The organism is Pseudomonas baetica (genome assembly GCF_019733355.1).
GTDB lineage: Bacteria > Pseudomonadota > Gammaproteobacteria > Pseudomonadales > Pseudomonadaceae > Aquipseudomonas > Aquipseudomonas baetica_A.
In genome coordinates, this window is the sequence record NZ_JAIHLQ010000176.1 from 1 (window position 1) to 275 (window position 275).

1 protein-coding gene is annotated in these 275 nt (G+C 59.6%); it reads right to left on the reverse strand.

Translation table 11 applies throughout. The features are described 5' to 3' along the window. Nucleotides 1-275: hypothetical protein (locus tag K5E40_RS34630; RefSeq protein WP_221734453.1), on the reverse strand; the 275-nt coding region annotated here is incomplete at both ends.

Below are 275 nucleotides of genomic sequence, written 5' to 3' on the forward strand. Positions count from 1 at the left end.
CCCTTGACCGTGTCCAGATAGATCACGGTCAGGGTGGTGCCGTCGGTGTCGGCGGGCAGGGCGCCGTCGATCAGGCCTTGTACTTCAGGTTCTGGCAGTTCCAGGCGCGGTTCGCCGACTTGCAGGATATCGGCGTGGATGGATTCGCGAATGGCATGGCTGGCGCTGATCCGGTCCATCTCTTTAAGCACTTTGCTATCGATCTGCAGTTGGTAGTACAGCTCCAGTTTGCCGCCCTTGATCGGGGTCAGGTGCAGACCGGGAACGTTGATTCG